The sequence below is a fragment of the Variovorax sp. HJSM1_2 genome, from assembly GCF_049316285.1.
In the GTDB taxonomy this organism is placed as follows: domain Bacteria; phylum Pseudomonadota; class Gammaproteobacteria; order Burkholderiales; family Burkholderiaceae_C; genus Rhodoferax_B.
The window spans coordinates 100,705-125,753 of sequence record NZ_JBMOXA010000013.1; the positions used below are offsets into that span (position 1 = coordinate 100,705).

Below are 25,049 nucleotides of genomic sequence, written 5' to 3' on the forward strand. Positions count from 1 at the left end.
CTTTTCTTATTTTCTTAAAGACAAAACACTATGGCAGCCATCATTTGCGGCTCTCTGGCCTTCGATACCATCATGACCTTCCAAGGGCGTTTTTCGGATCAGATCCTGCCCGACCAACTGCACAACCTGAACGTCTCCTTTCTGGTGCCCACGCTGCGCCGTGACTACGGTGGCTGTGCCGGCAACATCGCCTACAGCCTGCTGCAACTCGGTGGCACGGCGCTGCCCATGGCGGCGTTGGGTCAAGACGGCGGCGACTACCTGCAGCGCCTGAAGACCTTGGGCATCAGCACCGAATACGTGCGTGAGATTGGCGACACCTACACCGCGCAGGCCATGATCATGACCGATATGTCGAACAACCAGATCACGGCCTTCCATCCGGGAGCCATGTCTGAAGCGCACCAGACCAAGATCACCGCGCGCGCCGATGTGAAGATTGGCATCATCGCGCCCGACGGCCGGGACGCGATGCTGCAGCACGCGGAGCAATTCAAGGACGCCGCGATTCCGTTCATCTTCGATCCGGGTCAAGGCCTGCCGATGTTCAATGGCACCGAGCTGCTGCGTTTTGTGGAACTGGCTTCGTGGATCACGGTGAATGACTACGAAGGCAAGATGTTGTGCGAACGTACGGGCTTGAGCGAAGCCGAGCTGTCCAAGCGCGTTGAAGGCCTGGTCATCACCTTGGGTGGCGAAGGCTCCGAGGTGTGGGTGGGCGGTGAGAAGACCCTGGTACCGCCCGTGAAGGCGGCTGAAGTGGTGGATCCGACGGGTTGTGGTGACGCATACCGTGGCGCGTTGCTGTTCGGCCTGGAACAAGGCTGGTCACTGGCGCGTTGTGCGGCTTTGGGCAACCAACTGGGGTCCTTGAAGATCGCTCAACGTGGCCCGCAAAACTACACCGTGGACCGCGCGGCGCTGGGCCTGTAAGGTAACAGACGCCTCTTCAACGGAAACACCGGTGCAAAGCCGGTGCCCAAAAATGAAAAACCCGGCGCAAGGCCGGGTTTGAAAACAAGCGTAAGCCCTGTATTAAGGCTTGCTTGCGGTAGGGAAAGGCCAGGCTGCCTGTGGGTTCAGCGTGGTCTGTGCGGCCGAGGTCGCAGGGGCTGGTTTGGCTGCTTTCTTGGCAGGCGCTGCCTTCTTGGCGGCAGGAGCTGCCTTTTTCGCAGCAGGAGCCTTCTTCACTGCAGCGGCCTTCTTCGCAGGGGCGGCCTTTTTGGCGACAACAGCTTTCTTCGCTGGAGCGGCTTTCTTGGCAGGAGCGGCGGCCTTCTTCGCAGGAGCGGCCTTCTTGGCTACAACGGCTTTCTTCGCTGGTGCTGCCTTCTTGGCGGGAGCGGCCTTCTTGGCTACAACGGCCTTCTTGGCAGGCGCAGCCTTCTTGGCTACAACAGCTTTCTTTGCTGGTGCTGCCTTCTTGGCGGGAGCAGCCTTCTTGGCTACAACGGCCTTCTTCGCTGGTGCGGCCTTCTTGGCAGGTGCAGCCTTCTTGGCTACAACAGCTTTCTTCGCTGGTGCTGCCTTCTTGGCGGGAGCAGCCTTCTTGGCTACAACAGCCTTCTTCGCTGGTGCTGCTTTCTTAGCAGCGGTCTTTGGTGCGGCTTTCTTTGCGGCCGGTTTTTTTGCAGTTGCCATTTTTCTCTCCTTGATCGATTTACAAAGAGCACTTCGCGCCAGTTGGTCGGCGCCAAGCGATGCATGGCGTTGGGCCAATGCCCAGCGCCATGAACTCGGTTAAACCTTCAATGCCACGTTCTACGCCGTGTGCGGCTGAAGGTTGATTATGAAAATCCATCAGATGTAGCGGGGACTTAATCCCACGAGAGCGCGCCGCCCGATTGGTACTCAATGACGCGGGTTTCGAAAAAGTTGCGCTCTTTCTTCAGGTCGATCATCTCGCTCATCCAAGGGAACGGATTCTCTTCATTCGGGAACAGGGTTTCCAGGCCGATCTGCGTGGCGCGACGGTTCGCGATGTAGCGCAAGTAGCCCTTGAACATGGACGCGTTCATGCCCAGCACGCCACGTGGCATGGTGTCTTCGGCGTACTGGTATTCCAGTTCCACCGCGTGCAGGAACAGGCCCTTGATCTCTTCCTTGAACTCTGCGGTCCACAGGTGTGGGTTTTCGAGCTTCAACTGGTTGATCAGGTCGATGCCGAAATTGCAGTGCATCGATTCGTCGCGCAGGATGTATTGGTATTGCTCGGCGGCGCCGGTCATCTTGTTCTGGCGGCCCAGCGCCAGAATTTGCGTGAAGCCGACGTAGAAGAACAGGCCTTCCATCAGGCAGGCGAAGACGATCAGCGACTTCAACAGCGTCTGGTCGGTTTCGTGTGTGCCGGTGTGGAAGTTCGGATCGCTGATGGCGTCGATGAACGGGATCAGGAACTGGTCTTTGTTGCGGATAGACGGGACTTCGTTGTACGCGTTGAAGATCTCGCTTTCGTCCAGGCCCAAAGACTCCACGATGTATTGGTAGGCGTGGGTGTGGATGGCTTCTTCAAACGCTTGGCGCAGCAGGAACTGGCGGCACTCGGGCGCCGTGATGTGGCGGTAGGTGCCGAGCACGATGTTGTTCGCGGCCAGCGAGTCGGCGGTCACAAAGAAGCCGAGGTTGCGCTTGACGATGCGACGCTCGTCTTCGGTCAAACCATTCGGGTCTTTCCACAGCGCGATGTCGCGGGTCATGTTGACCTCTTGCGGCATCCAGTGGTTGGCACACGTGGCCAAGTATTTTTCCCAAGCCCACTTGTACTTGAACGGCACCAGTTGGTTGACGTCGGTCTGGCCATTGATGATGCGTTTGTCGGCTGCGTTCACGCGACGTGCAGGTGTGGCGCCGGCGGTTTGCGCCAAGGTCTTGGCGTGCTGCAAAGAGACCGATGCGGCAGTTGTCGGCGAGGCTTGATCCCGGCGGTCGGTGGTTAAACCGCCAGAGGCTACCGGCTGCAGTGAGGGCTTGACTTCTTCGTCCCAGGTCAACATAAATTTTCCAATGTGCGGATTATGAAAGCGGACAGGCGAAATGGAAAGCTTCCAATTTTTTCGCCGCCGATTTAATAGGTGAATGAGGTCCGACTGTTGCTCATTAGCATCGCGCGAGCGGCATCATGTGCTGCGTGACGGCATGCGACATGTTGTGTCGCGCGATGCTGAGAGAACTTACTGGCAGGCTTCGCAGCCTGGGTCGTCAATCGCGCAGAAGCGAATGTCGGTGGCGGGTGCATCAACGGATGCTTCTTGTGCCATTTGCTGACGTGCGGCGGCTGCGGCCACATCGACTGCGTTCATCTTGCTGGTGTTGGTCTCGTTGCCCGAAGACACCGAGTTCATACGGCCAGCGGTCACCGTGGATTTTTCTGCGTGGGTGGCACCACGGGTACGCAGGTAGTACGTGGTTTTGAGGCCGCGCGTCCATGCGAGTTTGTAGGTGTCGTCGAGCTTCTTGCCAGAGGCGCCAGCCATGTAGATGTTCAGCGATTGCGCTTGGTCGATCCACTTCTGGCGACGGGCTGCGGCTTCCACCAACCAGGTGGTTTCGACTTCAAAAGCCGTGGCGTACAGCGCCTTGATTTCTTCTGGCACGCGGTCTATGGGTTGCAGCGAACCGTCGAAGTGCTTCAGGTCCATGACCATCACGTCGTCCCACAGGTCCAGGCGCTTCAGGTCACGCACCAGGTAGCTGTTGATGACGGTGAATTCGCCCGACAGGTTCGACTTCACCGACAGGTTGCCGAAGCTTGGTTCGATAGACGCGTCCACACCAATGATGTTGGAGATGGTGGCGGTCGGCGCGATGGCCACGCAGTTGGAGTTGCGCATGCCGTCGGCCGCGATCTTGCGGCGCAGGGCATCCCAGTCGAGCGTCGACGAACGGTCCACTTCCACATAGCCGCCGCGGGCTTCGGCCAGCATGTTGAGGGTGTCCAGCGGCAGCACGCCCTTGTCCCACAGCGAGCCCTTGTAACTGGAGTACTTGCCGCGTTCCTTGGCCAGTTCGCTAGACGCCCAGTAGGCGTAGTAGCAGATGGCTTCCATAGACTCGTCGGCGAACTGCACGGCGGCTTCGCTGGCGTAGGGAATGCGCAGTTCGTACAGGCTGTCCTGGAAGGCCATCAGGCCCATGCCCACGGGGCGGTGACGCAGGTTGGAGTCACGCGCTTTCTTCACGGCGTAGTAGTTGATGTCGATCACGTTGTCCAACATGCGCATGGCGGTGGAAACGGTCTTCTTCAGCTTGTCGTGGTCGACGTGGCCGTCCTTCAGGTGGCGCAGCAGGTTGATCGAGCCCAGGTTGCACACCGCGGTTTCGGTGTCGCTGGTGTTGAGCGTGATCTCGGTGCAGAGGTTGGACGAGTGCACCACACCAGCGTGTTGCTGGGGCGAGCGCACGTTGCAGGCGTCCTTGAACGTGATCCAGGGGTGGCCGGTTTCGAACAGCATCGTCAGCATCTTGCGCCACAGGTCGGTGGCCTGCACGGTCTTGGCGGGCTTGATCTCGCCGCGTGCGGCTTTTTCTTCGTAGGCCACGTAGGCCTTCTCGAATGCCGCGCCAAACAGGTCGTGCAGGTCAGGCGTGTTGCTGGGCGAGAACAGGGTCCACTGGCCCTTTTCCATCACGCGGCGCATGAACAGGTCGGGAATCCAGTTGGCGGTGTTCATGTCGTGCGTACGGCGGCGGTCGTCGCCGGTGTTCTTGCGCAGCTCCAGGAACTCCTCGATGTCCAAGTGCCAGGTTTCCAGGTAGGTGCAGACCGCGCCCTTGCGCTTGCCGCCTTGGTTCACGGCCACAGCCGTGTCGTTCACCACCTTCAGGAACGGCACCACACCTTGGGATTCGCCGTTGGTGCCCTTGATGTGCGAGCCCAGGGCGCGCACACGGCTCCAGTCGTTGCCCAGGCCGCCGGCAAACTTCGACAGCAAGGCGTTTTCCTTGATCGACTCGTAGATGCCGTCCAGATCGTCGGGCACGGTGGTCAGGTAGCACGACGACAACTGCGGGCGCAGCGTACCGGCGTTGAACAGCGTGGGTGTGCTCGACATGAAGTCGAACGACGACAGCACTTCGTAGAACTCGATGGCGCGGCTTTCGCGGTCGATTTCGTTGATGGCCAGGCCCATGGCCACACGCATGAAGAAAGCCTGTGGCAGCTCGATGCGCGTCTTGCGCACGTGCAGGAAGTAGCGGTCATAAAGGGTTTGCAGGCCCAGGTAGTCGAACTGCAGGTCGCGCTCGGCTTTCAGGGCGGCGCCCAGCTTCTTCAGGTCGTACTGCAGCAGCTTTTCGTCAAGCAGCTCGTTTTCCACGCCCTTCTTCACATATTGCGGGAAGTAGTCGGCGTAACGCTCGCCCATTTCGGGTTGAGTGACCTCTTCGCCCAGCACTTCCTTGATGATGGTGTGCAGCAGCAGGCGCGCGGTGGCGTAGGTGTAGTCGGGGTCTTTTTCGATCAGCGTACGGGCGGCCAGGATAGAGGCCTTGTAAACCTCTTCGATCGGCACACCGTCGTACAGGTTGCGCATGGTTTCCGACACGATGGGGGCCGGTGTCACGCTGGCGCTCAGGCCGGCGCAGGCTTGCTGGATCAGCAACTGTAGGCGGCCCAGGTCCAAGGCCACGCGCTCACCGCCGTCGATCACGTGCAGTGCCGGCACGGGAGCGGCGGCAACTTCGGTTTGTTTGGTGCGCTCTTGGCTGCGGCGTTCGCGGTACAGCACATAAGCGCGCGCGATTTCGTGGTGGCCACCACGCATCAGGCCGAGTTCGACCTGGTCTTGCACGTCTTCGATATGGAACGTGCCGCCACCTGGGCGCGAACGAACCATGGCACGAATCACACCCTGCGTGAGGTTGTCCACCACTTCGCGCACGCTGGCCGAGGCTGCACCTTGCGTGCCGTGCACGGCCAGGAAAGCCTTCATCATGGCGACAGCGATTTTGTTCGGCTCGAAGGCCACCACGGCACCGTTGCGGCGAATGATCTGGTAGTGCGCCAACGCGTCAAGCGCCAAGCCTTTTGCGGCTGGGGTGGCGCTGGCCGAGGCCACATGGCTCTGGGGAACGGCAGCGGGTGAATTCAATGCAGTTTGCATGGTTTCCTTTTCGTTGGTTTTCTAGGTGTAAATCAGGCCATCCGTTGGCGGTGCGCGACTGTCGGATGGGGGCTTATTTAGTGTGGTTTCGCTGTGCAGGAAACACTATATATGGTGTGTTGATTCAATTCAATCCACTACCCGTAGTGTACCTTGGGCGGTGGGGGTGGACTCGGTGGTGCGGCCGGTGCCGCACTGCGGCAAAGGGCTTATGCGATGGCCCGGCAATACCGATCAATGCAATGTTTTTCTGAGCAAAACAAGCCTGCATGCTGGTTGCAGGCCGTTATGCCTTCGCAGGCCGCGCCAATTGGGCGCAAGCCATGCACGCAACCGATCGCCGGTGCGATCTAACGCAGGGCGCGCACAGCAAAAAAAATTATTTTTTTGCCTGGTCTTCGCTGCAAATTGGAAACACCTCGGCAGACCAGCCAGTGGCTTTGCGCAGCGCAGGCCAGTCAAAACCAGGGCCTGGGTCCAACTTGCGGCCGGGCGCGATGTGCTCGTGTCCCGCGACGTGGCGAATCGGGTAGGCCAAGCCCAGGGCCGTCACCAGGCTGACCAGGGTTTCGTACTGGGCGGCTTCGAAGGTGTCGCCTTCCAGGCCTTCGAGCTCTATGCCAATCGAGTCATCGTTGCAATTGTCGCGACCCCGGTAGTGGGAGGCGCCGGCATGCCAGGCGCGGGCGTCACAGCTGACAAACTGCCACAGGGCGCCGTCGCGCCGAATAAAGAAATGCGCCGAGACCTGCAAGCCACGAATGCCCTGGAAATAGGGGTGTGCGTCCCAGTCGAGTGTGTTGCAGAAGAGTGCACACACTTCATCACCACCGTATTGGCCCGGCGGCAGGCTGATGGAATGCAGGACCAGCAGGTCGATCTGCGCGCCTGCGGGGCGCGGCCCGAAGTTGGGCGAGGCCTGCGCGTGGGCGTAGCGGTACCAACCGTTGTGCCACAGCGGCTCATTCATCCTGCGGCTCCTGCTCGGAGGGGGCGGAAATATTCAGGCGTTCGATACGGTAGCGAATCTGCCGCAAGCTCAAACCCAGCCGGGCCGCCGTGGCGGTGCGGTTGAAACCGGTGGCGCGTAGCGCTTGCACCAGGATGTCGCGTTCCTGTTGGTCCAGATAGGCTTGCAGATCAGATGGCAAGCCGGCAGAAAGTGGGGCCGGGCCCGAGGGTGGCCATTCCGGCGCCGCTGGCGGGGCTTCGTCTTCTGGAAACAGCGAGCCATCGCTGCGGGTGAGCGGGCTCAGGTTTTCCGTGGGTTCAAAGTCCACATGCAGGCCGTCGTTCTCGCTCATGGCGATGGCGCGGTGCAGCAGGTTCTCCAGTTCGCGCACGTTGCCGACCAGCGGATGGCGTGCCAATTGCTGCAGCAATTCGTCGGACACTGTGGGCGGCGGCAGACCTGATTCACTGGCAATGCGGTACAACAAGGCATCACACAGGGCGGGCAGGTCTTCGCGGCGATCGCGCAGTGGCGGGATGACGATTTCGATCACGTTCAGCCGGTAATACAAGTCCTGCCTAAAGCGGCCGGCCTTCACCTCCTGTGCCAGGTCCTTGTGGGTGGCGCTGACGATGCGCACATCCACGGCAATTTCATGTGTGCCGCCGAGTGGCCGCACACGCCGCTCTTGAATGGCGCGCAGCAGCTTGGACTGCATGGCCAGCGGCAAGTCGCCAATCTCGTCGAGAAACAGCGTGCCATCCTGGGCAGCGGCGAAATAGCCCTCGCGGTCTTGCAGGGCGCCGGTGTAGGCACCTTTTTTCGCCCCAAAGAATTCGGCTTCGAGCAGGTTTTCGGGGATGGCGCCGCAGTTCACGGCGATCAATGGGCCGCCCGCGCGGTGGCTGTTGGCGTGCAGGGCCTGGGCCACCAGTTCCTTGCCGGTACCCGATTCACCGCGCACCAACACCGGTGCCATGCTGCGCGCGACTTTGATGATGCGCCGCTTGACGCCTTGCATGGGTTCCGAATGGCCCACCAGCCGCTGCAATGCGTGCACCGCAGCCGGCGACAGCGCCGGCTGGCCAGGAGCGGCGGCCGTTGGCACGGCAGACGTGGTGCTGGCGGCCACCGTGCCGAGTGCCGCAGGCGCGCTGCTCTGGGTCGGCTTGGCGGGCACGTCGCGCAGGGCCGACGCCACTACCGCACGAAATTGCTTGAGGTCTACGGGCTTGGTCAGGTAGTCAAAGGCGCCGGACTTCAGCGCTTCGACGGCGTTTTCGGCCGAGCCGTAAGCGGTCATGACGATGCAGCGTTCGGGCCGCTGTGCTGCACGCAGCTGCTGCAGGACTTGCAGCCCGGTGCCGTCGGGCAGGCGCATGTCGGTGATCACCACATCAAACTGTTTGGCCTGCAACTGCTGCATGGCTTCGGCCACATCCGCGGCGGTGTCGATGCGGTAGCCTTCGCGCAGCAAGGTCAGTTCGTACAGTGTGCGCAGATCGGGCTCGTCGTCGACGACCAGAATAGTGGCGCTGGCGGACTGAGGGGACATGGGCATGTTCAGGGCGTCAAGGCAATAGGGGTTCGAACAGATCACCCGTCACGGCCGACGGTTTGGGTGGTCGAAAGTTCACATAAAACTCGTTGCCAGTCACTTCACGGTTGGCCAGGTTGCGTGTGGCGCGCTGGTAACCAATCACGGCGCGGTGGCGTTCACACAGCTCCCGGCAAATATACAGGCCCAGGCCGCTGGAACGGCTCTCTGAAGTGAAAAAGGGTTCGAACAAATGCTGCTCCACCGCTTGCTCCATGGGCGCGCCATCGCTCCATACACGCAGAATTGATTGCCGGTAGTTGGAGAGCTGTGTCTGGACCTGGATGGAACCCTCTTGGTGGCTTACATAACGCTGCGCGTTGTCCAGCAGGTTCACCAGCACGCGCTGCAGGTGGTCGGGGTCGAAATCTACCGGCAGGCCCAGTGTACCCATGGTCCACTGCAGCTTGCGTTGCGCCGGGTCCTGCTGCACCCAGTCGCGGCAGATGGTCACCACCGCTTCGTCCAGCCTCACCTGAATGGGAGAGGTGCGCTGTACCCCGGCGTGCTGCACGCGGGCGATGCCCAGCACCTCGTCGACAATCTTCGCCAGGCGTTGTGCGTTGTGGCGCACCATCTCGGTCAGCTGCTTGTGGTGCGGGTCACTGAGGTCTTCATCAAGCAGGGCATTGGCTTGGCTGATGGCGGCCAGCGGGTTGCGGATTTCGTGCGCCACGGCGGCCGACATACGCCCCATGGCCGCCATTTTTTCCGTGCGCAGCCGGGCTTCGATTTCCCGCAGGTCATGCATGAACATCACACACAAGCTTTCGGCGCGCACCTCGTGCGACAAGGTGAGCCGGGTGCGCACACGTATGCGGCGCGGGCTTTTGCCGGGGTAGACGATGCTCACATCGGCCGCCTGCGCGGTTTCGTCAGCAAAGGTCTGCCGCGCCAATGCCTGCAGAGGCTGCCAGGCCGTGCGTTGGCCCAGGTATTCGCTCTGGCGTGGGCCGGGTTTGTCGGCCCCCAGCATTTGGCGCGCGGCCGGGTTGACAGCGCGCATGAGACCGGTGGTGTCGACCACCACCACGCCGTCGGTCAGGGTTTCCATCACCAACTCGTTGACGTGGGTTTGCAGTCGCGCCGTCAACACGCCGCGCAGCGCACGCTGCTGTTCACGCACCAGGCGTGCGGCCAGCTGGTTCACCACAAATGCAGCGGCGAAGTAGCCCAGGCCGGTCAGGCCGCTCTGTGCAAAGCGCGCGGTTTGATCACCACCGCTTTGGCTGCCCAGCCACCAGGCTTCCAGCAGGGTCAGCAAGGTCATGCCGGCGGCGGTGCCCAGCGCCATATTGCGTGAGCCCAGCAGCGAGGCCAGCAATACCGGCATGCCCAATAAGGGGGCGAAGTTGATGTTGCCGGTTTGCGCCACCTGCAGCACCGCGATGGCCAGTGCATCCACGCCCACCGTCCAGACCCAGAACAATGATCGTGTGTTGGTGGCTTGGTCGGGGGTGGTCAGGACGCGCACAAAAACGGTGCTGACGAAGTAGGCCGCGCAAAATAGCAGCAGCCATACCGGCACCGCGCTGCCCAAGAAGAACAGCGCCGCCTGCAGGCCCAGAATGGCCAGCGCAATCATCACGCGTGCGGTCATGAAGCCGTACCACACACGCACCAGTGGCAGGTGGTCGGTATTGCCCGCTGCCAGGGGCAAGAACTCTGATTCCAGCGCGTCCAGCGGCGCGCCGCTTTCCCAGTTGACGCTCATAAGGCGGTGGTCACCAAGGTTTGGCTTGTTGCAGGTGTTGCTGGCTGCAGTAGATGCCGTGTTCGCCGCGCACTGCGTCGGCTTCGGGCAGATGCAGCCCACACACATCACAACTGACCATGTTTTGTGGCAAACGCTTGTGTGCTTGATCGGCGGCGTTTTTGCGCTCTTTCTGGTGGTCGACCCGACCGTTGCGCCAGAGCCAGACACCCAGCAGCAGCGCCAGCAGAACAAGTATGAGTTTCACAGACAAAGAAGAGTCTTGTTAAGTGAGGTCAGGCGGCGCGGTGCAGCACCACTTCGAGCACAAAGCGCGAGCCCACATAAGACAGCAGCAGCAGTCCCGCTCCTATGTACAGCACCCGTACGGCCTTGCGGCCACGCCAGCCGAAGCGCGAGCGACCCAGAAGTAGTATGGCGAAGGTGATCCATGACAGCACCGAAAAGAAGGCCTTGTGGCTCCACTTCCAGGTGGCCTGGCCGTATAGCTGTTCACCAAACCACCAGCCTGCCAGCAGCGTGCCCGACAGCAGCACGAAGCCCGCGCTGACCAGTCGAAAGGTGATGCGCTCCAGCGTCAGCAGTGGAATACCGGCCGAGGAGCCGCCCGGTTGGCGCATTTGGCGTTCGGCCCGGGTCATCAGCCAGGCATGCACCACGGCCGCCGCGAACAAACCATAGGACGCGATGCCCAGCGCCGAGTGCAGTGGCAGCCATGGCGAGGCACTGGTGTGCATGGGCGTACCGGGAAACAGCAGCGCCAGTAAAACAGCGGCCGCACCCAGCCCGGCGAGCGCCCAGCGCGCACGCAACTCAGGGAACAGATGGCTTTCCACCGCATATACCGTGAGCACCAGCCAGGCCGTGACCGACAAGGCCGGCGCAAATCCAAAGCGTGGCGTGCCGTCCAGCAGCGTGGCCACCAACACCACGGCGTGCAACAGCCAAGCCACCAGCAGCGCAGCGCGGCTGGCCGGCATGCTCAAACGCGCAGCGCCTGCGGCCGGTACGGCGTAGGCGGCGGCAGCGGCTGCGGACAGCAGCACGATGGCCAGGGGCGCAGTCGTTAAAATCATGGCTACAGTTTAGCCTTTTGCTATATATCAGCGGCACCCGCCGGCCCCAACTTCAGGCTCCGCGTCAGCGGAAAAACCCCATGGCTTCCGCACTTACCGAAAAACTTTCCCGCCTCGTCAAAGAAATCCGCGGTCAGGCCCGCATCACCGAGTCCAACGTGTCCGACATGTTGCGCGAAGTGCGCATGGCGCTGCTCGAGGCCGACGTGGCCCTGCCCGTGGTGCGCGACTTTATCGCCCGCGTGAAAGAAAAGGCGCTGGGCCAGGAGGTGATGGGTTCGCTGTCGCCAGGCCAGGCGCTGGTGGGCATCGTCAACCGCGAGTTGTCGGCCACTATGGGCCAGGGCGTGAGCGACATCAATTTGTCGGCCCAGCCGCCAGCGGTGATCTTGATGGCCGGTCTGCAAGGCGCTGGTAAAACCACCACTACCGCCAAGCTGGCCAAGCTGCTGATCGAAAAGCGCAAGAAGAAAGTGCTCACGGTATCGGGCGACGTGTATCGTCCGGCTGCCATTGAACAGCTGAAAACCGTGACAGCCCAAGCCGGCGCGGAGTGGTTTCCGAGCACGCCCGATCAAAAGCCCGCCGACATTGCGCGCGCCGCCATCGACTACGCGCGCCGCCACTACTTCGACGTGTTGCTGGTCGACACCGCCGGCCGCCTGGCCATCGACGAAGTGCTGATGGCCGAAATCAAGGAATTGCACGCGCTGCTCAAGCCGGTGGAGACCTTGTTTGTGGTCGATGCCATGCAGGGTCAGGATGCGGTCAACACCGCCAAGGCGTTCTCGGATGCGCTGCCGCTGACCGGCATCGTGCTGACCAAGACCGACGGTGACTCACGCGGTGGCGCGGCCCTGTCGGTGCGCCACATCACCGGCGCGCCCATCAAGTTCGCCGGTACCAGCGAAAAGATCGACGGCCTGGAAGTCTTCGACGCCGAACGCCACGCCGGCCGTGTGCTCGGCATGGGCGATATCGTGGCACTGGTCGAGCAGGTGTCTGCGGGTGTCGACATTGCTGCGGCGCAAAAGCTGGCCGCCAAGGTCAAGAGCGGCGAGAGTTTTGACCTCAGCGACTTCCTGGGCCAACTGCAGCAGATGAAGCAAATGGGCGGCCTCTCCAGCCTGATGGACAAACTGCCGACCCAGATGGCCGCCAAGGCCGGTTCTGTGGACATGGACAAGGCCGAGAAAGACATGAAGCGCAAGGAAGGCATCATCCTCAGCATGACGCCGCTGGAGCGCCGCAAGCCCGAGCTCATCAAAGCCACACGCAAACGCCGCATTGCCGCCGGTGCCGGTGTGCAAGTGCAAGAAGTCAACCGCCTGCTGAACGAGTTCGGCCAGATGCAGGAGATGATGAAGAAGATGAAGGGCGGCGGCCTGATGAAGATGATGAAAAAGATGGGCGGTATGAAGGGCCTGGGGGGCATGAAGGGCATGCCGAAGTTGCCGTTTTAAACGGTACAAAAAAAGGGCCGCGTAGCGGCCCTTTTTTATGGCTTGACGGGCTCAGCTCTTGCGCCGTGTCCGCCATCCCAGGGCGGCCAGAGCGGTCAGCATCAGCAGCATGCTGGAGGGCTCGGGCACGTGTTGCAGCGAGAAATTGGCCAGGGTGGCCAGTTGGGCGTCGGTCAGGCCTTCCAGGCGTGGCGCGTCCAGCAGGTCGAGGCCGGTGGAAAGCGCCAGGTCCACATCGTTGGCGGTTGGGCCGTCTTCGTCGCTGGACAGGAAGGCGAAGTTCAGCAGGCTCAGCACCGCGCCCGGGGCGATGCTGACGGTGAACGACACGTTGTAGCGGTCGGGCGTGATGGTCGCGATGCCCAGGCCGTTATTGCCCGAGACCAGGGCCAGCACGGGGTCATTGCCGCATTGGCTGGTCCAGTCGTCCTCGCAGCTGACGATCAGGCCGCCCTGGTTGTAGTGGATCAACTCGTCGCCGTCCGAACCCAGGTTGCCGAAGAAGTTCAGCGTGGTGTTGATGACTTGGCTGGTGTTGTTGGTGAACGAGTCGAAGAAGCGGAAAACGTTGCCGCTCAGCAGCTCGACCTGGCGGGTCTGCGTCAGGCCTGTGGTGCCGCTGTTGTAGAAGCCGAAGGCGTCGAAGGCGCCATTGCCGCCGTCCTCGACCTGGCCCAGCGCCCGGTTGTAGAGCGGTGTAGTGCCGCCGGCACCGGTGTAGCTGCTGCCGTAGCCGCTGCCATTGAAGATGCCACCGGTGGCTTGCAGAGGGGTGGCCTGAGCGCTGACGCTAAGAAGCAGTGCAGCGGCGGCGGCCGTGACGATGCGAGAAAACATGGGAAAAACTCCGAAATAAAAATGACGAGGGGCAGCCCGGCAAGGGCTGCCTGTGTTGAGCAATACGTGGCAGCGCCGCGTCAGCTGCGGCGCGCCGTCAGCCATTGGGTCGACGGCAGGGGCCGGCCGACCAGGCGGATCTCACCAATCCAGCCGTAGTAGCCGTCGGTCAGCACCGTGTCCCACCAGCCGGCGCCGACGATCCAGGGGTTGTTGACGCTGATGGAGCGAGTGCCCGTTTCGGCGTTGGCGATGTTGCGCAGCACCGGCGCGCCGTCGACAAACAGCGTGGTCATGCGTGTGGCCGGGTCGTTGACGATGGCCACGTGGTACCAGGTGCTGCGTATCAGTTCGCCCGACCAGGCGGTCTGCGGGTACTGCGAATTGCTGGCGGGCACGATCTCCCACTGCACTTCGCGCAGGCTGGAGATGGCGAACAGCACGCTGGAGGCTTCCGGGTCGCCGCCACGGAATCCGCCCGGCACGCTGCCGCGCCGGCCCACACGGCCCAGCAGGTTGGCCCAGCGGTGTTTGTTCGAATCCCAGTCGGCCGGCAGCTTGATGAAGGCCTCGATGGTGTAACCGTTCCAGAAGCTGCGGTTGTTGACCGACGCACCCACCTGGGTCAGGAAGGCGTTCAGCCGGCCCGTGGTCTTATCGCTGTTGAGAAAACGCACGCTGCCTGGCGCCGACGACAGGTAGTGTTTGTCGGTAGACCAGACCACATCACCCAACTGGGCGGCACCGGCCGGGGTGGCTCGGAACAGATGCTGGCCCACGTGCTGGCCGCTGGTGGTGATGTTCGGCATGGCTTCGCCGATCTGCACGACCCGGCCTTCGCTGATGCCGGCCGGTGCGCGCCAGTGGGCGTAGTTGTCGTCGCCGGTGATCAACGGGAAGTCGTTGGCGTCTGCTGGCGGGCGCATGACCGCTGGCGTGGGCTCGACGTAGTTGGCAAGGAACTCGCTGCGCACACGCGGCAGGATCGCGGTGCCAGTGGTGGATGGCGTCGGCTTCCAGCGCAAGAAACCAGCAAAGCGCTTCTTGAAGTTGATGTTGATGGTGAAGCGCTGGTTAGCTGCCGTAAGTTCGGCGAAGTCGAATTGCGTCAGCGTGTTGGCGGGTTTGCCCACCACCCAGGGCGAGAACGACATTACGTCGATCTTGTTGCCCACCAGGTCGACCTCGTAGAGCCGCATCATGGCGTTGCCGCCCTGGTAGTCCATCTGGTAGTCCACCACCATCTGGTGCACTTCGTTGCCGAACTTGTTGAACTTCGGCAGGTAGGCCGCACCGTGGTGGTGGCCGTTGAGCGTCATGAAGATCTGGTCGTTGTCGTTGATCAGCTTGTCCCAGAGCATCTTGCCGTACTCGGTCTCGGCCGGCGTCACGCCATCGGCGTTGATGTTGAGCAACTGGTGGTTGGACAGGATCACCGGCAGCGTGGGGTTGCGGCGGATGACGTCGCGTGCCCAGGTGATGGCCGCGTCCGACACGCGCCAGGACATCGACAGCACCATGAACTGCACGCCATGGGCGGTGAACACGTGGTATTCGTGGAAGCCCGAGCCATCACGCTCGCGGAAGGTGCTCTGGCGCGCCGCGCGATTGGTTGGAAACCACTGCAGATAGGGCTCGGCCGACAGGTTGCGTTGTGCATCGGTGCCCGAGCCCTGGTCGCTGGGTGTGCGGTAGTCGTAGTCGGTCAACACGTCGTGGTTGCCGGCCAGGATGGAGTAGGGCACGGCGGCGTTTTCCAGCAGCTTCATGGCCTCATCGGCCACACGCCACTGGTTGGGCTTGCCAACCTGGTCGACCACGTCGCCCAGGTGGATGGCGAAGGGGATGTTGTACTTGCTGGCGTTGTCGGCGATCCACTTCGTCTGTGCGGCATAGGGCGTGGAGCCGTAGCGGTTCTGGAACTGCTGGCCTTCGTCGGTCGTCGCATAGCGCGAATAGAACTGCGTGTCGGGCAGCACCGCGATCGCGAAGCTGGTGACAGCCGTTGTGGCCGCCTGTGCGGCCTGCAGTAAGCCGCCGCCGACGGCCATGGCCGACAGGCCGGCCGCACCACGCAGCATGCTGCGGCGGTCACTAAGCATGAGTGCTTGTGGTGTGTTGTCGGTGTCCTGCTCTGGGACACCATTGGTTTCTTGGATCATTGCATTCAATAAATTGTGAGCTCCCGCCCGGAGCCACAAAGTTTCGAAAATGCACGCGACACCGCCGTGACATGTCAGGGTGACCGACCAATCCGGCAGGTTTCTAGTCGTTCATATGCATGCAATGAAAGAGGTGCATAAGCCAAAAAAAAGCCGGCTCATCGAGCCGGCTTTTTTGGTGAGGTGACGCACTGAGATCAGGCCGCCAACAAAGCACCTTGTGCGTTCTGCGCCGCAGCCTGTTCCAGGCGACGTGCATGCACCTTGGCACGGCGCAGCACGGCAGGTGACCAGCTTTCTTCCGGGATCAGCAGGAAGCGGCGTTGGCGCAGGGCTGTGCCCAGGGCGATCTGGCTGGTCAGCACGGCGGTGGGGATGGCCAGCAGCAGTGGCGCGCCGATGGGGATCAACCACACCAGGGCGCTGGCGTCGATGGCGGCAATGCCGGCGGCCAGCAGCGCGATGACCAGGGTCATAGGAGCCAGGCTGCGGGCGGTGGCGCCCCAGCTCAGCGCCACGGCGTCACGCGGAGGCGACTTCCAGTCGAGCTTCACGCCGGTGATGGCGATGATCACAAACAAGGTGTGGGCCAACATACGCACTGGCGACTGCAGCATGGCCAGGGCGCTTTCCAGCAGCGCACTTTTCACCAGGCTGAAGCCACCGCCAAAGCGGCGTTGTTCACCCTTCATGAACACCGCAATGATGCCCAGCACACGTGGCAGGAACAGCATGCTCAGCGTCCAGACCCACAGGCCCATCAACTCAGCGGGCAATACATCCCATTGACCGGACATCACCTGGGCGCTGGCCAACACATGCGAGCCTGACAGCCACAGCGCGGTGCCCAGCGTCATGAACGCCAACCACAGAGGAGCCGACAGGTAGGACAGCGTGCCGGTGACAAACATCGCGCGGTGCACCGGGTGGATGCCGGGCTCGGCCATCAAACGGGCGTTTTGCAGGTTGCCCTGGCACCAGCGGCGGTCGCGTTGCAGTTCAGACAGCAGGTCTGGTGGTTGTTGTTCGTAGCTGCCCACCAGGTCGGCCACCAGCCACACGTGGTAGCCGGCACGGCGCATCAGTGCGGCTTCGACGAAGTCGTGGCTCATGATGCCGCCGCTCATGCCGCCCTTGCCCTTGATGGGCGCCAGGGCGCAATGTTCCATGAAGGGCGCGACGCGGATGATGGCGTTGTGGCCCCAGTAGTGCGACTCGCCCAGTTGCCAGTACTGCATGCCCAGCGTGAACAGGCGGCCGGTCATGCGCGAGGCGAATTGTTGGGCGCGGGCGTGCAGCGTCACGTGGCCAATGGCTTGCGTGGCGGTCTGGATGATGCCAGCCTTGGGGTGCACTTCCATCAGCTTGACCATGGAGGTCAGGCAGTCGCCGCTCATCACGCTATCGGCGTCCAGCACCACCATGTATTTGTAGTCCTTGCCCCAGCGGCGGCAGAAGTCGGCCACGTTGCCGGCCTTGCGGTGGCTGCGGCGCGTGCGCAGGCGGTAGTAGACCTCGACTTGCGGACCATTGGTCTGGGTGGCCAGCGCACTGCGCAGGTTTTCCCAGGCGTCGCGTTCGGCGCGGATGATGGCCGGGTCGTAGCTGTCGGACAGCACAAACACGTCGAAGGCACCGCTGTGGCCGGTGGCGGCCACCGATTCGCAGGTGGCGCGCAAACCGGCAAACACGGTCGACACGTCTTCGTTGCAGATCGGCATGATGATGGCGGTACGCGCATCGGTGGGCATGGCGTGGCCTTGCACTTCGCGCGCCGACAAGGAATGTTTGTCGCCGCGCAGGCTCACATAAAAGCCCATCAGTGCAGTGGCAAAACCGGTGACCACCCAGGCCGACAGCAGGGCGAACAGGCCCAGCTGGCCGTATTCGAGCCAGGCGTTGTCGTAATCAGGTTGCACGCCGGCGAACAGTGTGGTGGCCAGGGCCGTGGTCAACACGGTGATCAGCAAAAACACATTGCGGCGCTGGCTGGCGGCTTTTTGCCAGGTCTCAAAAGCCGCGGGTTGGGCCGCAGCTTCAGCGCGGCGGCCCGACAAACGCATCAGCGTGCCGGTGGCGATGCTGTTCCAGAAACCGCGCCATGGGCGGGGCACCATGCTGCCGCGGTGCACGGGGGGGGCGGTCACGGAATTGGGATGGCGCTCTTCGCGCAGGCTGCTGCGCTGGCCGACCCAGGTCTGGCCGGGCAATTGGCGACCGATGCGTGCGACAGGTTGTGTCGTCACTTCGGCTGGCGCCGTGCTGGTTGCGGGCACGGCCACGCGTGGTGTGCGGTTCCAGTTCCAGGGCTTGGTGGCCAGCTGGACCCCGTCCTGGGCCCGGGCCTGTCGACGGCGCGCGAGCACCGGCGAGGGAGTTGGGGTGTCTGCTTGAGGCAGTGCGGAGGAGGATGGCAACAGAGGCTTCATGTGCTCTGTAGTGCAAACCCTATGCCAGGTTGAAAACTTGTTTTAAATCAATGGCTTGGATTGATTTTTGAAGGTTTTTGTCGGGTCTGTGCGCTGCACCCCCTGAAAACCGGCCTTATTTGTCGCCAAACGGCGACAAGTTACCTGTGTCGTCAGGCTGATGCTATATAAATCAACAACTTAGTCCTGTCGTTCATCAGCGACAGGGTTTCCTGGGGCCTCGGATTTAAACAAACCAGGCGTCAACTCGTGTTTTTGCAGCAGGCGGTAAAACTCGGTCCGGTTACGGTCGGCCAGGCGTGCGGCGTCGGCGGCGTTGCCGTCGGTGAGCTTGAGCAAACCCACCAGATATTCGCGCTCAAAACGTTGTTTGGCGTCGGCATAGTTGAGCACCTGCACGCTGGGCACACGCAGCGCGCGTTGCACCAGGGCCAGCGACACCAGTGGCGTGGCGGACAGCGCACACACCTGTTCCACCACGTTGAATAACTGGCGCACATTGCCGGGCCATGGGGCCACGGTCAGGGCCTTCAGTGCTTCCGGGGCGAAGCCGCTCAGGCGTTTGTTGTATTTGCCGGCCAGGCGCGTCAAGAAATGGTTGGCGAGCAGCGGAATGTCTTCGCGGCGTTCACCCAGCGTGGGCAGCGTCAGCGTCACCACGTTGAGCCGGTAATACAGGTCTTCGCGGAAGTCACCCGTGGCCATGGCCGCGTCGAGGTCGCGGTGGGTGGCGGAGATGATGCGCACGTCCACCGGGATCGATTGGCTGGAGCCCAGCGGGCGCACGGCGCGCTCTTGCAGCACACGTAGCAGCTTGACCTGCAGCGAGGGTGGCATGTCGCCAATTTCGTCGAGCAGCAAGGTGCCGCCGTCGGCCGCCTGGAACAAGCCCTTGTGGTTGGCCACGGCGTCGGTGAAGGCGCCCTTCATGTGGCCGAACAATTCGGATTCGAGCAGGGCTTCGGGGATGGCACCGCAGTTCACCGCCACAAACGGTTTCTTGGCACGTGGGCTGGCGCGGTGGATGGCGCGTGCCATGAGTTCCTTGCCCGCGCCGCTGTCGCCGCGCAGCAGCACGCTGGCGTCCGACTGCGCAATCATGCGCGCCTCGGCCAGGATTTCGGCCATGCGGTTGGAGCGGCTGACGATCTCGTTGCGCCAGGCTTCATCACCCACGGTGGCGGGCAGCGCCGGCGCGCTCAGCGCCAGGGCCTGGGAGATTTTGTCTAGCAGTTCCTTGCCTTCGAACGGCTTGGTCAGGTAGGTGAACACGCCGCGCGCCGTGGCTTCCACCGCATCGGGAATGGTGCCATGGGCGGTGAGCAAGATCACGGGCAGTGAGGGGTGGCGCTGACGCACTTCGTCAAACAGCGCCAGGCCATCGCGGCCGGGCAGTTGCACGTCGCTCAGCACCAGCTGCGGGCGTTCGATGTCCAACTGGTTCAGTGCGGCCTCGGCCGAGCCCACGGCCGATACACGGTAGCCCGCGGCCGTGAGGCGCATGGACAGCAGGCGCAGCATGTCGGCGTCGTCGTCCACCACCAGCAAGTGGGGTGCGGCATGGGTGGTATGTGGCGTCATGGCGATGGGGCCTGGTGTGGGGTGGTGCCGTTGCCGGGGTTGTTGCCGGGGATATTGCGAATAGAGCCGGGCAAGGGGCGAGAGTTCAAGCTGCGCTCCAGCGCACGCATGGCTTCCAGGCGCTCGTTGAGCAGGTCGTTGCGGCGTTGGCTGTCACGCAGCGCCTGGTTTTGCTTGTCCAGCAGCTCTTCGACGCGTTTCTGCTCGGCGTAGCGCATGTTCAGCAAACGCGCCAGGGGCTGCAGGGCCAGGGCTTCGTCGGTGGACTTGCCCAGCACACGCTGGGTGGCGCCGAGTGCGCGGTTCAGGTCGGCGCTGTTGCGGGTTTGGCCCAGCGCCACGGCGAATTGCAGTTCTTCCAGCGGGCTGCGCACGGCGTCCGGCAGGTCGCCCAGGCGGGCGATCTCCTGGGCCAGATCAGCGGGCGACATGGCCCGGGTGCGGTCGGCGTAATTCAGAACGGCGCTGTTGAGCGGGCGCTGGGCCAGGCGGGTGGTGACCACGTCGCCACTGGGCTGCACCGGAATGGCGACGGCGCTGGTCAGCACTGGCTCGGGTGCAGAGGCGGCGCTGGCAGGGGGCGTGGGTGTTGGTTCGGGCGCTTTGACCGGCGGTTGGGGGCTGCTGGCACAGGCCGCCAGCAGGGCGCTGGCCGCAAGCCCGGCGGCGCAGCGCAGCGCGCGCAAGCCGGTGGAGGAGAGTCTGGGTAGGTTCATGGGGCTGGGGTCAACCTGGAAATTGGAGCCGGAAATGGGCGCCGGGTTGTTCGGGCAGCAAGCTGATCTGGCCACCGTGTGCGGCCACGTATTCGTGCACGATGGACAGGCCGACGCCGGTGCCGCGCACGGCATCGGTGGGTTGGCGTTGGCCACGGAAAAAGGGTTCAAAAATGCGTGCGCGGTCGGCCTCGGCCACGCCGGGGCCGCTGTCGTGGATGTCTATGGTCACGGTACCTGCACTGGCCGAGAGTTGCAGCAGTATCTTGCCGCCCGCAGGCGAGAAGCGGATGGCGTTGGACAACAGATTGGCGATCACCGTGCCCATCTTGGCCGCATCCACGCGTGCGGTGACGGATTCACCTTCGATGCGCACCACCAGGCCGTGGCCGCGCCACTGCAGGCGCTGTGCATCGACCTGGTCTTCGAGCAATTGCAGCAGATCGCAGGGCTCGCGGCGTAGTTGCCGGGCTTCAAAGGCGGCGGCGTTGAAACGCAGCAGGGCTTCAATCTGGCTTTGCAGCGACAAGGTGTTCTGGTGCAGGATGCCAACCACTTCGCGTTGGCTGCTGTTCAGTTCGCCGGCGACACCGTCGCTCAGCAGCGAAACACCTTCGCGCATGGCCGCCAACGGGGTTTTGAGTTCATGCGAGATGTGCCGCAAAAAGCGCGCCTTGTCGGCATCGAGTTCCGTCAGGCGCAAACGCAACCATTCCAACTGCTGGCCCACGCGGCGCACGTCGCTAGGGCCTTGGATGTCTATGCTGTCTTCGAGCCGGTTTTCGCCCAGGCCGACGATGGCGTTTTCAATACGCTTGAACGGGCGTGCCAGCCAGATGCCAAAGGCCACGGCCAGGGCCACGGCCAGGGCAATGGCACCTATCACCTGGCGTGTGAGCATGTCGCGGCTGGCCTTGAGCTGGGTGGTGAGCTCGCCGTTGCGCTGGGCAATGGCTTGCTGCACCTGCTGCGCGACGCTGGAGTTGATGACTTCGAGCTCGCGAAACTCGGCCGCCAACATACGTTCGCGCTCGAGGTTGGTCTCGCTCGGGCCGTCCATCAGGCCACGCAACAGGCGGAACTGCGCACGCCAGCGTTCGGCCACTTCCTGGGGCAGGTCCGGTGGGCGCAGGCCCGACAGAATGCCTTGTGCTTCGCGTCCGGCTTCTTCAAAACGCTGGCGCAGCGGGGCGTCGTTCAGGATCAGCGACTGGCGCGCGGCGCGTTCCATGTTGGCGCTGCGCTCGGCCAGCGATTGCGCGGCGGCATTGAGCTGCAGCGCGCGCGCCTGAAAGCCGGCGCTTTGCGCCATGAGTTTGTCGAAGTTGAACACTGCCGCCAGTGCGCTAGCCCCCAGCAGCGCGGCGATCAGCAAGAACGCGACCAGCAGCAACTGCTGGAACGAGGCGCGGCGCCCGGTTATGCCAGCCATGCGGTGTGATGAGGCTTGAACTTTGGCATCAGCTTCACGCGGCCACAGGGGTGTCGGCCAGCACCACTTCGCCGCGCAGCGAATAAGACTTGGCTTCGGTGATGTTGACGTCGATCATCTGGCCGACCAGGCGCATCTGGCCCTTGAAGTTGACCACGCGGTTGCACTCGGTGCGGCCCATCATTTCCTGGCCGTCGGCGCCGGCGCGCTTGGACGGGCCTTCGACCAGAATGCGCTGCACCGTGCCCACGCGCTGCGCCGCAATGGCGCGCACATTGGCATCGATCACGCCTTGCAGATGCTGCAGGCGCGCCAGCTTGACGTCGTGCGGCGTGTCGTCGGCCAGGTTGGCCGCGGGTGTGCCGGGGCGTGGGCTGAAGATGAAGCTGAAGCTGTTGTCAAAGCCAATGTCGTGGATCAGCTTCATCATCTTGTTGAAGTCGTCGTCGGTCTCGCCCGGGAAACCGACGATGAAGTCGCTGCTCATCGCCATGTCGGGGCGGATGGCGCGCAGCTTGCGCACCGTGCTCTTGTATTCCATAGCGGTGTAACCACGCTTCATGGCCATGAGGATGCGGTCGCTGCCGTGTTGCACCGGCAGGTGCAGGTGGCTCACCAGTTGCGGCACCTTGTCGTAGGCTTCGATCAGGCGCGGCGTGAACTCGTTCGGGTGGCTGGTGGTGAAACGGATGCGCTCGATGCCGGGAATGGCCGCCACGTATTCGATCAGCAGCGCAAAGTCGGCGATCTCCTTGGTGTCGCCCATGGGCCCACGGTAGGCGTTGACGTTCTGGCCCAGCAGCGTGACCTCGCGCACACCCTGGTCGGCCAGGCCGGCGACTTCAACCAGCACATCGTCAAACGGCCGCGAGACCTCTTCGCCGCGTGTGTAGGGCACGACGCAATAGCTGCAGTACTTGGAGCAGCCTTCCATGATGCTGACAAACGCCGAGGCACCTTCGACCCGCGCGGGTGGCAGGTGGTCGAACTTTTCGATCTCGGGAAAGCTGATGTCCACCTGCGGCCGGGCCAGCTTGGCGCGCGCGTTGAGCATCTCGGGCAGGCGGTGCAGGGTTTGCGGGCCAAACACCACGTCGACATAGGGCGCGCGCTGGATGATGGCTTCACCCTCCTGGCTGGCCACACAGCCGCCCACGCCGATCTGCACGCCTTTTTTCTTCAGGTGCTTGATGCGGCCCAGGTCAGAGAACACTTTCTCTTGCGCCTTCTCGCGCACCGAACAGGTGTTGAACAGGATCAGGTCGGCCTCGTCGACGTTTTGCGTGGCCTCGTAGCCCTGGGCGGCGTGCAGCACATCGACCATCTTGTCCGAGTCGTACTCGTTCATCTGGCAGCCGAAGGTTTTGATAAAGACTTTTTTACTCATGAGAATCTCGTATTTATTGCAAAAAACATAGCGGCTTCCGCATGCTGCAGAAGCGTTAAAGCCTGTTTTTTCTTGAATTCTGCGCAGGCTTCGCAGTGCAGGCATCAGACGGCGCGGGCCGTATGCGGCGTCAGAAGAACTCGAACCAGCGGCGTTTGGGGGTGTTCGGGCGCGGCAGTGCGATTTCGTCGGCGGTCAACACCCAGACATCAAACACCAGGCCGGTGCTGGGTTCGCGCACATAGTTCACGGCCAGCGTCTGGCCGACAAGCGCACCCGAGACGGTGAAGTTGTTGGTGATGTTGCGAATGCGCGCACCTGGCGCCAGGCGGTCGGCCTTGCCGTCGAGCAGGATGTCCGGCGGCTGCAGGACCTGCAACTTGCCGCGCAAGGCATTGGCCGGGAACTCGCGTATCTGGGCCGAGGCCAAGCCGCTGGCGGCCAACAGCAGGGCTGCGACCGCAAAGCGGAAAGCTAAGGAGATGGGGGTGTGTGGTGTGGTGTGCATGCAGCGGATCGTGGTTTATATCCAGAGGCTGTGTGAAGCCCACGATTTTATCCGAGGCATCCACAGTTCTCACCACCCGGCATTGCTTGGGGGTGAAGCTCAGCGGCCGCTCATAGCCAGCGTCCTGGATGGCGCCCGCCGGAGCGCTGTTCAAAAAGCAGATCGGCTGCTTGTTTGTAGGCGTCAAGCGCCGGCCCTAGGGTCTGTTGCAGAAAACCCAGACGCCCCGTGGGCCCCAATAGAGATGAACAGGCTCCAAGCTGTCAGTCGATCGACACCTTCACCCGCTTCAGCACTTCGGCGTATTGGCGTCTGTCGTTTTGTGTCAGCTCGGCGACGGTCTGCGCCGGGCCGCTGCCGGGCACAAAACCGAAGCTGGCCATGCGCTCGCGCACATCGGTTTGGGCCAGCGCGTCGTTGACGGCGGCGTTGAGTTCCGTGACCACGGGCTCGGGTGTGCCACGCGAGGCCATCAGTGCCACCCAGGTGAGTGCGTCCACACCGCGCGGGCCACCGGCTTCTTCGAGCGTGGGCACGTCGGGCATGGCGGGCGAGCGTGCACGGTCGGCCACGGCCAGGAAACGCAGGCGGCCGCCGCGTGCCAGGCCACCGGCGGTGGCGATGCTGCCATAGGCCCAGTCCACCTCGCCGGTGGATACGGCGGCGTAGAGCTGCGAGGTTTCCTTGTAGGGCACATGCAGCATCTCGTGGCCCAGTGCCGTTTCCAGCCGCGCGGCGGCCAGGTGCAGCGGGCTGCCGATGGCGTTGGAGCCGTAGGTCAGCGGGCGCGCCTTGTTGGCCGCAGCGGCCACCAGGTCTTTGAAGGTGCGGAACGGACTGTCGGCCGCCACGGTCACAAAAAACGCCGTTTTGTAGAGCAGGGCCACAGGCACCAGATCGCGGTCGGCGTCGTAGCTCAGTGCCTTGTAGATCAGCGGGTTGATCGACATGTGCTGCACGTCCACCACTACCAGGCTGCTGCCGTTGGGCGCGCCGTTTTTCATGGCGTTGATGGCCACCGCGCCCGCACCACCGGGCTTGGGGTCGACCACCACCGGCATGCTCCAGCGGGTTTGCAGTTTGTCGGCCACCAG

At 62.8% G+C, this 25,049-nt stretch carries 19 protein-coding genes; 2 read left to right on the plus strand and 17 right to left on the minus strand.

The annotated features are described in order from the left end of the window. Positions 1-30 precede the first annotated feature (30 nt). On the plus strand, positions 31-933 hold the full coding sequence (locus tag ACFQ95_RS16050; protein ID WP_422832572.1) for a carbohydrate kinase family protein: 903 nt from the start codon (positions 31-33) through the stop codon (positions 931-933). Positions 934-1,035: 102 nt separating this feature from the next. Here the strand turns inward: ACFQ95_RS16050 and ACFQ95_RS16055 are convergent, their stop codons facing one another. The 8 genes from ACFQ95_RS16055 to ACFQ95_RS16090 form a co-directional block, all read right to left on the minus strand. Next, a complete protein-coding gene (locus tag ACFQ95_RS16055; protein ID WP_422832600.1) occupies positions 1,036-1,641 on the minus strand; it encodes a histone in 606 nt (201 codons plus the stop codon). Between the two features lie 176 nt (positions 1,642-1,817). Next, a complete protein-coding gene (locus tag ACFQ95_RS16060) occupies positions 1,818-2,993 on the minus strand; it encodes a ribonucleotide-diphosphate reductase subunit beta (RefSeq protein WP_422832573.1) in 1,176 nt (391 codons plus the stop codon). A 177-nt stretch (positions 2,994-3,170) separates the two neighbouring features. After that, positions 3,171-6,101, minus strand: a complete 2,931-nt coding sequence (locus ACFQ95_RS16065; RefSeq protein ID WP_422832575.1) for a ribonucleoside-diphosphate reductase subunit alpha — start codon at positions 6,099-6,101, stop codon at positions 3,171-3,173. A gap of 379 nt (positions 6,102-6,480) precedes the next feature. Next, complete coding sequence (gene ampD / locus ACFQ95_RS16070) at positions 6,481-7,071, minus strand: 1,6-anhydro-N-acetylmuramyl-L-alanine amidase AmpD (RefSeq protein ID WP_422832577.1); 591 nt, start codon at positions 7,069-7,071, stop codon at positions 6,481-6,483. Beyond that, positions 7,064-8,614 (minus strand): sigma-54-dependent transcriptional regulator, encoded by a 1,551-nt coding sequence (locus ACFQ95_RS16075; RefSeq protein ID WP_422832579.1) that lies wholly within the window; start codon positions 8,612-8,614, stop codon positions 7,064-7,066. The genes ampD and ACFQ95_RS16075 overlap by 8 nt, the downstream gene beginning before the upstream one ends. A gap of 10 nt (positions 8,615-8,624) precedes the next feature. Further along, positions 8,625-10,364: a sensor histidine kinase gene (locus tag ACFQ95_RS16080; RefSeq protein WP_422832581.1), complete on the minus strand. Its 1,740-nt coding sequence runs from the start codon at positions 10,362-10,364 to the stop codon at positions 8,625-8,627. A 10-nt stretch (positions 10,365-10,374) separates the two neighbouring features. Beyond that, entirely contained in the window at positions 10,375-10,611 is a 237-nt protein-coding gene (locus tag ACFQ95_RS16085) for a PP0621 family protein (RefSeq protein WP_422832583.1), read from the minus strand. A gap of 28 nt (positions 10,612-10,639) precedes the next feature. Beyond that, positions 10,640-11,440, minus strand: a complete 801-nt coding sequence (locus tag ACFQ95_RS16090; protein WP_422832585.1) for a cytochrome C assembly family protein — start codon at positions 11,438-11,440, stop codon at positions 10,640-10,642. 80 nt (positions 11,441-11,520) lie between these two features. On the opposite strand from ACFQ95_RS16090, the gene ffh reads away from it, so the two are divergent. After that, a complete protein-coding gene (gene ffh, locus ACFQ95_RS16095) occupies positions 11,521-12,903 on the plus strand; it encodes a signal recognition particle protein (RefSeq protein WP_422832586.1) in 1,383 nt (460 codons plus the stop codon). Between the two features lie 51 nt (positions 12,904-12,954). On the opposite strand, the gene ACFQ95_RS16100 is transcribed toward ffh, so the two are convergent. The 9 genes from ACFQ95_RS16100 to ACFQ95_RS16140 form a co-directional block, all read right to left on the minus strand. Further along, positions 12,955-13,740 (minus strand): PEP-CTERM sorting domain-containing protein, encoded by a 786-nt coding sequence (locus tag ACFQ95_RS16100; RefSeq protein ID WP_422832587.1) that lies wholly within the window; start codon positions 13,738-13,740, stop codon positions 12,955-12,957. A gap of 80 nt (positions 13,741-13,820) precedes the next feature. Then, positions 13,821-15,842 (minus strand): metallophosphoesterase, encoded by a 2,022-nt coding sequence (locus tag ACFQ95_RS16105; RefSeq protein ID WP_422832588.1) that lies wholly within the window; start codon positions 15,840-15,842, stop codon positions 13,821-13,823. A 257-nt stretch (positions 15,843-16,099) separates the two neighbouring features. Continuing rightward, entirely contained in the window at positions 16,100-18,124 is a 2,025-nt protein-coding gene (gene mdoH, locus ACFQ95_RS16110; protein WP_422832602.1) for a glucans biosynthesis glucosyltransferase MdoH, read from the minus strand. 387 nt (positions 18,125-18,511) lie between these two features. Beyond that, the gene (locus ACFQ95_RS16115; protein ID WP_422832589.1) at positions 18,512-19,912 is read right to left on the minus strand and encodes a sigma 54-interacting transcriptional regulator; all 1,401 of its coding nucleotides are present in this window, start codon (positions 19,910-19,912) and stop codon (positions 18,512-18,514) included. Further along, positions 19,909-20,628 carry a hypothetical protein gene (locus tag ACFQ95_RS16120; RefSeq protein ID WP_422832590.1) on the minus strand — a complete coding sequence of 240 codons (720 nt, stop codon included), beginning with the start codon at positions 20,626-20,628 and terminating at the stop codon, positions 19,909-19,911. Before ACFQ95_RS16120 ends, ACFQ95_RS16115 begins: the two co-directional genes overlap by 4 nt. 10 nt (positions 20,629-20,638) lie before the next feature. Then, positions 20,639-22,060, minus strand: a complete 1,422-nt coding sequence (locus ACFQ95_RS16125) for a sensor histidine kinase (RefSeq protein ID WP_422832592.1) — start codon at positions 22,058-22,060, stop codon at positions 20,639-20,641. 34 nt (positions 22,061-22,094) lie between these two features. Next, entirely contained in the window at positions 22,095-23,447 is a 1,353-nt protein-coding gene (gene miaB, locus ACFQ95_RS16130; protein ID WP_422832593.1) for a tRNA (N6-isopentenyl adenosine(37)-C2)-methylthiotransferase MiaB, read from the minus strand. Between the two features lie 130 nt (positions 23,448-23,577). Further along, positions 23,578-23,955 (minus strand): hypothetical protein, encoded by a 378-nt coding sequence (locus tag ACFQ95_RS16135; RefSeq protein ID WP_422832595.1) that lies wholly within the window; start codon positions 23,953-23,955, stop codon positions 23,578-23,580. A gap of 263 nt (positions 23,956-24,218) precedes the next feature. Then, the coding region (locus tag ACFQ95_RS16140; RefSeq protein WP_422832597.1) for a tripartite tricarboxylate transporter substrate binding protein at positions 24,219-25,049 on the minus strand (831 nt) is incomplete at its 5' end.